This window comes from Pedobacter sp. (genome assembly GCF_035566355.1).
In the GTDB taxonomy this organism is placed as follows: domain Bacteria; phylum Bacteroidota; class Bacteroidia; order Sphingobacteriales; family Sphingobacteriaceae; genus Pedobacter.
This window is the reverse complement of sequence record NZ_DATMRL010000655.1, coordinates 1-9579: the sequence shown is the minus strand read 5'-3', so window position 1 is coordinate 9579 and position 9579 is coordinate 1. Positions and strand designations below refer to the sequence as shown.

Annotated in this window: 7 protein-coding genes; 6 read left to right on the top strand and 1 reads right to left on the bottom strand. The window is 40.8% G+C overall.

Translation table 11 applies throughout. The features are described 5' to 3' along the window. From VNZ46_RS25825 to VNZ46_RS25805, 5 genes are all read left to right on the top strand, one after another. Positions 1-2874 (top strand): M16 family metallopeptidase (locus VNZ46_RS25825; RefSeq protein WP_325563993.1); only part of this gene is annotated, 2874 nt, incomplete at its 5' end. A gap of 243 nt (positions 2875-3117) precedes the next feature. Beyond that, positions 3118-3477: a helix-turn-helix domain-containing protein gene (locus VNZ46_RS25820; protein ID WP_133780008.1), complete on the top strand. Its 360-nt coding sequence runs from the start codon at positions 3118-3120 to the stop codon at positions 3475-3477. Between the two features lie 226 nt (positions 3478-3703). Beyond that, entirely contained in the window at positions 3704-6181 is a 2478-nt protein-coding gene (locus tag VNZ46_RS25815; RefSeq protein WP_325563990.1) for an SEL1-like repeat protein, read from the top strand. Between the two features lies 1 nt (position 6182). Further along, positions 6183-7973: an HSP90 family protein gene (locus tag VNZ46_RS25810; protein ID WP_325563988.1), complete on the top strand. Its 1791-nt coding sequence runs from the start codon at positions 6183-6185 to the stop codon at positions 7971-7973. Positions 7974-7977: 4 nt separating this feature from the next. Beyond that, a complete protein-coding gene (locus VNZ46_RS25805) occupies positions 7978-9051 on the top strand; it encodes a hypothetical protein (protein WP_325563986.1) in 1074 nt (357 codons plus the stop codon). A 10-nt stretch (positions 9052-9061) separates the two neighbouring features. Here VNZ46_RS25805 and VNZ46_RS25800 read toward each other — a convergent pair whose 3' ends face one another. After that, a complete protein-coding gene (locus VNZ46_RS25800) occupies positions 9062-9301 on the bottom strand; it encodes a hypothetical protein (RefSeq protein ID WP_325563984.1) in 240 nt (79 codons plus the stop codon). Between the two features lie 89 nt (positions 9302-9390). Between VNZ46_RS25800 and VNZ46_RS25795 the strand changes: the two genes are divergently transcribed. After that, a partial coding sequence (locus VNZ46_RS25795; protein WP_325563982.1) for a hypothetical protein occupies positions 9391-9579 on the top strand: 189 nt, incomplete at its 3' end.

Below are 9579 nucleotides of genomic sequence, written 5' to 3'. Positions count from 1 at the left end.
GGCCTCAACTTATTATCACAAATGATTTACAAAAAACAAAAACTATTTATAGCTGCGGTGGCATTTGGCTTGTTTATGCCTTTTAACAGTCAGGCGCAGCTGAAAACCTTAAAACAACCGCTGAAGACGGACCAGGCCCGTTCGGCAAACACATCAAATCTGCCCCTGGATCCAGCTGTACGTACAGGTAAATTACCCAATGGATTTACCTATTATATACGGCACAATACTGAACCTAAGAATAGGGTAGTGATGTACCTGGCCAATAAAGTGGGGTCTATTCTGGAAACTGATGAACAGCAGGGCCTGGCACATTTTATGGAACACATGAGTTTTAACGGGACCAAGCATTTTCCTAAAAGTGAACTGGTCAGCTACCTGCAGAAATCCGGTGTACGTTTTGGTGCAGATCTGAATGCTTATACCAGTTTTGATGAAACGGTGTACCAATTGCCTCTGCCAACGGACAATCCGGAAATACTTAAGAATGGCATCCAGATCATGCGCGATTGGGCCCAGGAGGCCACTTTAGAAACAGAAGAAATCAATAAAGAGCGTGGCGTGATCATGGAAGAAAAGCGTTTAGGTAAAGGTGCTTCAGAAAGAATGCAGAGACAGACTTTTCCATTGTTGCTGAACTACTCGAGATATGCCACACGTGTTCCGATTGGGACAGAGCAAGTGTTGTTGAATTTTAAACCCGAGACGATTAAGGCCTATTATAAAGACTGGTACAGGCCAAATTTACAAGCGCTCATCGTTGTTGGAGATATAAACGTAGCGGAGATGGAAAAAACCATTAAAGCCAAATTTTCTGATCTGAAAAATCCGGTTAAGGAGAAACCAAGAACAAAATATACCGTGCCTTTAACAGGTAAGAATCAATTTCTCGCTGTTACAGACAAAGAAATGCCCTCCACGGTAATGCAGGTACTGATTAAGCATAAAGCACAGGACCTGAAAACGGCTGAAGATTATCGTGCTTCGCTCGTTAAGGGGCTGTTTAATCAGATCCTGAATGAACGCTATACCGAGTTATCCAGACAGGCAGATCCACCGTTTTTACAGGGTGGGGCAGGTATTCAAGACTTGTTGGGCGGTTTGGATATGTATGCGGCTACCGTTGTTGCTAAACCTGGAGCGCTGGAGAAAGGTTTTAAAGCGGTTTGGAGAGAAAGCCGCCGGGCACAGTTGTTTGGTTTTACACAAACCGAATTAGACCGTGCAAAACAGAATTACCTGAGCAGTATGGAGGCTGCAGTGAAGGAGAAAGACAAAACACAGTCAGAATCCTATGTAAAAGAATATCTTGAATATTTCTTACATCAGAATGCGGCACCTGGTATTGTGAAAGAAAATGAGCTCGTTACCCGTTTTATCCCGGGAATTTCCCTTCAGGAAGTGAACGCTGTAAGTAAAGAATACATTAAGGATATCAATAGAGATATTGTTATTATGGCACCTGAAAAGGATAAAGCCAGTTTACCCGATGAAAATAAAGCACTCACCTGGATACAAAGTGTTAATGAAGAAAAACTGGAAGCATTTAAGGACAACGTGAGTACATTGCCATTACTTGCTGGAATACCCGCAGGTGGAAAGATTGTGAAAGAAGATAAAGACGCCACTCTGGGGATTACAACACTGACATTAGGTAACGGGGTAAAAGTACTGCTTAAAAAAACAGACTTTAAAAATAATCAAATCCTGTTCAATGCCTTCTCAAGAGGAGGAACTTCCCTATACAGCGATGCTGATTTTCAAAGTGCAACCAACGCTGCCGGTGCAGTGGCTGCAGGTGGTGTAGGAAATTTCAGCTCTACACAGCTGGATAAATTTCTCACTGGCAAGCAATTGGGCGTAGGCCCTTATATTGGAGAGCGTACACAAGGATTTAATGGCAGTGCAACACCAAAAGATTTGGAAACTGCGCTTCAATTAATTTATGGTTACTTCACTGAACCACGCAAAGATGAGGAAATCTTTAAAGGGCTAATTGCTAACGCAAAATCCGGTCTGGCAAATCGTGGTGATGATCCAAACAAGGTATTCAGCGACACTGTAAGTGCTGTTTTGAGTAATTATAATATTCGCCGTACCGGGCCAAGCCTGGAAAAAATAAACCAAATTGATTTGGATAAGGCACTGCATATTTATAAAGAGCGGTTTGCTGATGCTTCCGGGCTTACTTTCACTTTTGTAGGAAGTATAGATGAAGCCACAATAAAACCATTATTGGAAAAATATCTGGGCTCTTTGCCTTCAAAAGGGCGTCAGGAAGAAGCAAGAGATTTGGGTATTCATATCCCCGAAGGAAAGATTTCTAAAACAGTATATAAAGGGACAGAACAAAAATCTACCGTATATATGGTGTTTTCCGGGCCTTTCGATTATAGCTATGAAAATGATGTGAAAATGGAAGCTTTAAAAGAAACTTTGGAGATCAGGATGTTAGAGCGATTGAGAGAAGAGGAAAGCGGTGTATACACTCCAAGTGTACAAGTAAGCACTTCGAAATATCCTCAGAGTAGATTCAGTATGGTCATTTCTTTTGGTTGCGCCCCTGGTAATGTGGAACGTCTGATTGCTTCTGCGCTGGATGAAGTAAAGAAAGCGGGTAAGAATGGCCCGTCACTGGAAAACATCAATAAGTTTAAAGCGGAAGACCGCAGGAGCAGAGAAACAGAATTGAAGACCAATAATTTCTGGTTAAACTATCTGAACGGACAATTGATCAATAACGAACCTTTGACCCAGGTTAATGATTATGATGATGCATTAGGTAAAGTCACAGTGTCAGGTTTGAAAGATATCGCTGCGAAATATTTGAATGGGGATAATTACATCAGGCTTGTCCTGTCTCCAGAGAAATAATTTTACCCAGACAACAAGCAAAAGGGTGTGTCATAATACGGTCGAGATCCTGAATTTATTTCAGGATCTCGAACTTGTTGTGATGCACTCTTTTACATTTTCACAGTAACTGATTCCTTATTGAATTTCTTCTCCACAGGAATGAGCAGAAGCATAAAAAAGCTTTGTTCATTTGAAAATGAACTAAATGAACAGTATAAAATAGAAAGTTCATTTCTATATTAGAAAACACTTCTGTTGTTTATGAGTAAAATAGGCCAAAAAATTAAAACTTTCCGTCTGAAAGCGCGGAAAACACAAGGAGAGCTTGCAGAAGTTCTCGGAATCTCTGTTCCTGCATTTTCAAAAATAGAAAATGGAATTACCGATGTAAATTCAGCCCGGATTATCCAGCTTGCTATTTTATTTAAAGTAAATGCTGGTGCTTTTTTTGAAGAAACAGATGACCAGCGAGATGAAACTGAAAGAAAACAGGAGCTTTTGTTAAAGCAGCAGCAAGCCACGATTAGTGAGTTACAAGGAAAACTCATTACTTGTTTCGAAGAGAAGGATGAGCTGCAGAAAAGGATCAGAGAAACTGAAGCCGACGTAGTCAAACACTAAGTTAGATAAGAATACCACCTGCCTTTGATGAACGGAAAGGGCGGATTAAGAATCCGTGTCCTTATTCTCCTGTTGTGGGTGTAAGAACTCCGGTCAAATTTCGATAGAATAGCTCATTTTTTGACTCCAACGGGCTGAAGTAAAAAAAATAATTTTATTATGTTTACCAGAATTCCATGGCGAAAAATGTTGTGGAAATTGTTTTTTTACATTAACCTATAGAAAAATGAATCTTAGAAATGCTTATAGCATGATCCTTCAGGAAACGGAGAAGGTGGATATAGCACAGGAAATTAGGAACTTAACCAGAGCCGATCTACAGCAAAAAGACAATTGGTACAAAGGTCTTGCTTTATTAGATCATGCATCATCCGGTCTGGGGGAGAATAAAGACGAGGTTTTTGCTTTTTATAAGAAACTAGTCACTGAAGGATTGGATTTTAAAGCCAGTGTTTATCTTAGTGAAGAAGATTACGACACGCACTTAAATATTTTGCTTGTTGTGCTTGAAAAACTTGCAGTTTATTTCCCTATTATATATACGCAGATTGCATTTCAGTACAGGGAGGCCCGAAGGTCTCATCGCAATGCTGAGAAAATAACCTACTATCTGGATAAAGCTATTGATCAAAAGGTAGAACTGGGTATTGCTGTAAAAGGTTACTTCCTGTATTATGGTGTATTGATCAAAGAAGATAAAGAAGCCGGTTTGAAGTTGCTGAACAGTTCATCTTCTTTATGGGTTAAATTATATAAAGCTTATATCTCTTTAAATATAGGAGATACGGAAGGGATTCTTTCGCTCATCGCTGAATTAAAAGAAAGTGAAGATTTCTTTTTAATAAAAAGTGCTTTTGTTCTGGAAGGAAATTATTACGATTCTATACGGGATGAAGTAGCAGCAGTAGCTGTTTATCAGACGCTTTATCAGAACTATCAGCATGATTATGCCTTGTTCAGGCTGGCTACAATGAAGTTTGCATCCTCAGAGGATCTGACTGTCAGATCGGAGGCTTTTGCCATGTGGAAAGAAGCTTTTGAATTAGGGACTGTAGAAGCAGCTATTCATCTTGGCTATCATGCTTTGCCGGAAAATAACGGAGGCTCTTCATTTGAAGAGGCTATTCACTGGTTTGAATTAGGCTACCTGTATAACAATGCATTTGCGGCTTATCGCCTGGCTTTAATCTACTTGTATGTACCCGAATTTATAAACGGAGAAAAAGGGCTTCATTACCTGGATGTTGCTATCACCGATGGTTCAGCAGATGCTTTAATCGAAAAAGCAGAAGTATTGCTGGATGGGGCCGTAGTACAAAAAGATGAGCAGGCCGGATTGGAGCTGCTTAGAAAAGCAGTTGAAGATAAACTGCCCTATGCAATGAACCGATTAGGGTATTTCTATGAGGAAGGCATATTGGTTGGCGACGCAGATGTAGAGAAGGCTTTGTCTTTTTATGAACAAGCTGCAGAACTGAATTTCCCTGCAGGAATAAACAATTCAGGAAGGATCTACAGATATGGAGTAGCTGGTGAGCCAGATCAGGAAAAAGCAAGAACTTATTTTGAAAAAGGCGTTGAAATGGGCTCTCCTTACGCCATGACAGAACTGGCTTTTATGTATGAGGATGGTACTATAGTGAAAGATCTTCAGCAATCTTTTGATTTGTTCAAAAGGGCCGCGGAAATGGACTATGCTTTTGCCATTCATGCCACTGGAACTTACCTGGAGAATGCCTACCATACTGAAAGCCCTGACCACGAAGCTGCATTTAGTTGGTACAAGAGAGGTGCAGAACTCAAAGATGTGAATTGTACGTTTGAAACAGGGCGCTGTTACCGCTTTGGTATAGGTGTTCAGGAAGATCCCGATCAAGCCATTGCGTATTACCAACATGCAGCCGAAGGAGGTAACCCAAAAGCGATGGTAGAACTTGGACTCTGCTATGAACACGAATACGGTGTTGCATTTGATGCTCAGAAGGCATTTGACTACATGCAAAGTGCCGCAGAGCAAAACTATTATTACGGAGCGTATAAATTGGGTTACTATTACATGCATGGGTTGATTACACAGGATTCTGAAAAGGGATTGGAATGGTTTCATAAGGCGGCAGAGGCCGGATACCCACATGCTATGGTCGAAATTGGTGATTACTATATGTACGATTACGATCGAATTGACCAGGCTGAAAAGGCATTTGACTATTATCAACAGGCTTTTGAGCGGGATGTATTGCATGAAGGGCTTGGACTATGTTACGAGTATGGTTTAGGCGTGGAGACCAATTACCCCGAAGCTTTTAAATATTATGAAATGGCTGCTAACCGGGAATATATCCTGGCCATGTACCATACTGGACGCTGTTACCTCAATGGATCTGGCGTAAAGGCCAATCCAGAACAAGCCTTCCGCTGGTTCAATGATGCGGCACAGCACAACAATATTGCTTCCCAGTATTATACGGGTACGCTCTTACTGACTGGTAAAGGTGTTGCAATGAATAAAGAGGAAGGATTGCGGTGGCTTACTAAAGCTGCTGAAGAAAATTATGCACTGGCGCAGTTTGAACTCGGGAATTGTTATTTAATGGGAGATGGAGTAGAGGAAGACGAAGAAATGGCGATGTCCTGGTTTGAAAAAGCCGCAGATAATGGCCATGAAAAAGCCATGAAACTCACTGGCAGGAAGAGAGGAAAATAATATGGATGAAAATCAGCAATATTTGTTTCAGGTGAACCTGAAAGGAATGATCTCGCTGTTGTCTGAACATTTATACAGCAATCCGAATACCTTTGTGAGGGAACTTCTGCAAAATGGGGTAGATGCGATTACTGCATTTAAGACTATAGATGAGCATCATCTTGGAGCAATACGGATCTACCTTCCCGATATGAACCGAAAAGAGATGATCTTTGAGGATAATGGTATTGGTTTAAAAGAGGAAGAGATTCATAAATTCCTTGCGGTGATCGGCGAAAGTTCCAAAAGAGAGGCCTTTGAAGCAAAAGATTATATCGGAAAATTTGGGATCGGGCTGTTGTCCTGTTTTGTGGTGTCAAATGAAATTATCGTTGAATCCAGATCGGCGCTCAGCGATAAGGCCTTTCGTTGGACGGGCAAGTCAGATGGGACTTACCAAATCACCGAAATCAGTGAGGAACGTCCAATAGGATCTAAAGTTATCCTGCTGCCAAAGGAGGAATTCAAACATTTATTTCAACCCGACACCTTCCGTAAAAACCTGGAGAACTATGGCGAGGCGTTACCTATGCCAATTTATCTCTTTTACGACCAGGAGCAACACTGGATCAATAAAGGAGGGGCCGTATGGCTGGATGGTACGGCTTCGAAGGAAGAATTACTGGCTTATGGACGTAAAGTTTTTAATACCAGTTTTTTAGATGCTTTTCCTGTTTCTTCTTCAGCAGGTGCCATAAAAGGAGTAGCGTATGTATTGCCCTTTAAAACCCAGTTTACTGGTAAACAAACCCATAAGATCTATTTAAAACGAATGTTTTTAAGCGACGATGATTGTCGCTTATTGCCCAGCTGGGCCTTTTTTATTCGTTGTGTGCTCAATACTGACGGACTGGACGCCATTGCATCCCGTGAGTCGCTGGTTTATAATGACTTGCTGAAAGAAGCAAAAAAACAAATTGGACAGTCAATCAAAGGATATTTGAAATCTGTGGGCCTGGTGGATCACTCTATTTATCAGAAACTGATCAATACGCACTATCTGCACCTCAAAGCGATTGCAGCGGAAGACAATGAACTTCTGCAAGTCTTTATGGACGATTTACCTTTTGAAACCAATAAAGGAATCCGGACATTTAAAAACATTAGGGAACAGGGACAGACCATATATTACACACCCAATATTGATGATTTTAAGCAGGTCAGGCGTATTGCCGGATCGCAGGGAGTTCTGATCATTAATGCGGCCTATACTTTCGAGGAAGAATTGCTGAAGAAAATCCAGCGACTGGACAAACACCTTAAAATTGAACAAATCTCCCCGGGCAGTTTACTGAATACTTTTCATGCCGTAGATATTGCTAATGAGCAGCAATTTGCGGAATTCGAGAAAAGGGCTGCGGAGGTGCTCAAGCCATTGAACTGTATCTGCAGTTTGAAACGCTTTAATCCGGAGGATACACCTGCGATCTATGTGGCACCGCAGGACGATATGAGTACCAGAAATGCGAAGCAGGAAGTTTCAGCCAATAATCCCCTTGCAGCAGCTCTGGGTGCATTTGCTCCGAAAAAGAAGGTTGCAGAACCTGTTCTTTGTTTTAATGCCGATAATAGACTGGTAAAAAGGATGATTGAGATTAAGGATCCTTATGTTTTTCCTTCTATTATCCAGATTTTATACGTACAGGCTTTATTATTGGGTAAATATCCGGTTAGCGATACAGAAATGAATTTGTTTAACGAAGCACTCCATAACCTGATTGTTATGGGCATGGAGAATTTTATTAATATTTAAGAAGATGAGGTATACTTTAGAAATACAAAAGCTCCTAAACCGGGCCAATCAGGAAAACATTCATCCTAAAGATGCAGCTAAATTGTTGATTGAGGCCATCCAGATTGCTGATGCAAATGAAGATGTAGAATGGGGATATGAACTTAGGGAAGATTTGATGGATACACAATGGAGATTGGTGGGAAGAGAAGAGTTTGTTCGGGCATTTAGCTGGATGCTGAATACCTATGATGCAGACCCCGAAAACTATGCTGTTGAAGACCTGCTCTGGAAATATAAGTGGATTATAGATGAATTGTTCTCCAACCCTGAAGTTCCCTTGGAACAATTGGACAATGTACTTTCCGATTATAAAAGGAGGCTGGAAGAAAAAGGCTATGGTTTACGTTCTTATTACAGCAAACTTCTTCATGAAGCATTGGGGCAAAAAGAACCGGCGGGAAGTAAAAAATACCTGGATCTGGTCAATTCACTTCCAATAGATGAACTGAGCGATTGCCGGGCTTGTGAAATGGATACAGAAGTTGCCTTTTTGGTCAATGAAGGCGATTTTGCTGCTGCTTATCAGAAAGCGCAGCCACTGCTGCAAAAACAATACACTTGTGCACATGTTCCCGTAATCACTTTGTGCCAGCTTTGTTACCTTGCTGTTAAAAATAATGAAAATGAAAAAGCAGAGGAATTATTTGTCCGCGCTGAAGAAGAATTGCAGGAAAGGGAAGAGGATTCCACTTTAATAGTTTCTATCGGATTGCTGATCGTATTCTTGTTTCATAACCATAAAGAAAAAGGTTGGGAATATATAGAGAAATACCTTCCATGGGCTATGGAATGCAGAACCAGCCGGGAGTTTTTCTTTTCGCAGTATATGGCCGAAGCGCTGAGACTGGAAGATCAGGAAAAACAAGTTACACTAGAATTGCCGCATGAACATCCCTTGTATACTTCTGCTCATGGCTATAAAGTAAAAGATCTCTACGATTTCTATTATAAACAAGCACAAAGAAATGCCGCACAGTTCGATGAACGTAACGGCAATTCGAATTTTTCAACTCAATTGGAGCAGGCTCTGAATTAAGAAGGTTTGCTTAAGAATCGGTACCTTCTTCTTTTGCTTTGGGTGCAATGTTATCTTCCGCATCCAAAGTAAAAGAACTTTCAGCAGCATTAAATGCTTGCTTTAATAATTCCGTATCAGGCTGCTCACCAGCAGCCTGATCATATTCTTCATCAAAACCATTGGAGTGAATATCTTTTTGACTCTGCTGATCATCTGCTTCCGAGTTCAGTGAATCGTCCAATGGAACGTTATCTTCTGGATTTATCATCTTCTTTATTTTTTAGGAATATAACAACTAAGGCGAACTAATGTTTCAACCGATAATATTGAGTACCTTTAAGGTCAGAAAAAATAATTATGAATTACGAAGAGTATTACAATGAGCTTTCAAGTGAACTGGAGAGGTCTGCAAGTGTATTGAAAGAATACGATGATTTGGAAGCACATTTTATGAGCTCAACGCACAGCCGTGTCAGGTATGAATCTTATGTTTTAAGTTCTATGCCGGTGGGAGTTGTTGATATCGTCTATATCCTCACCTCCGGA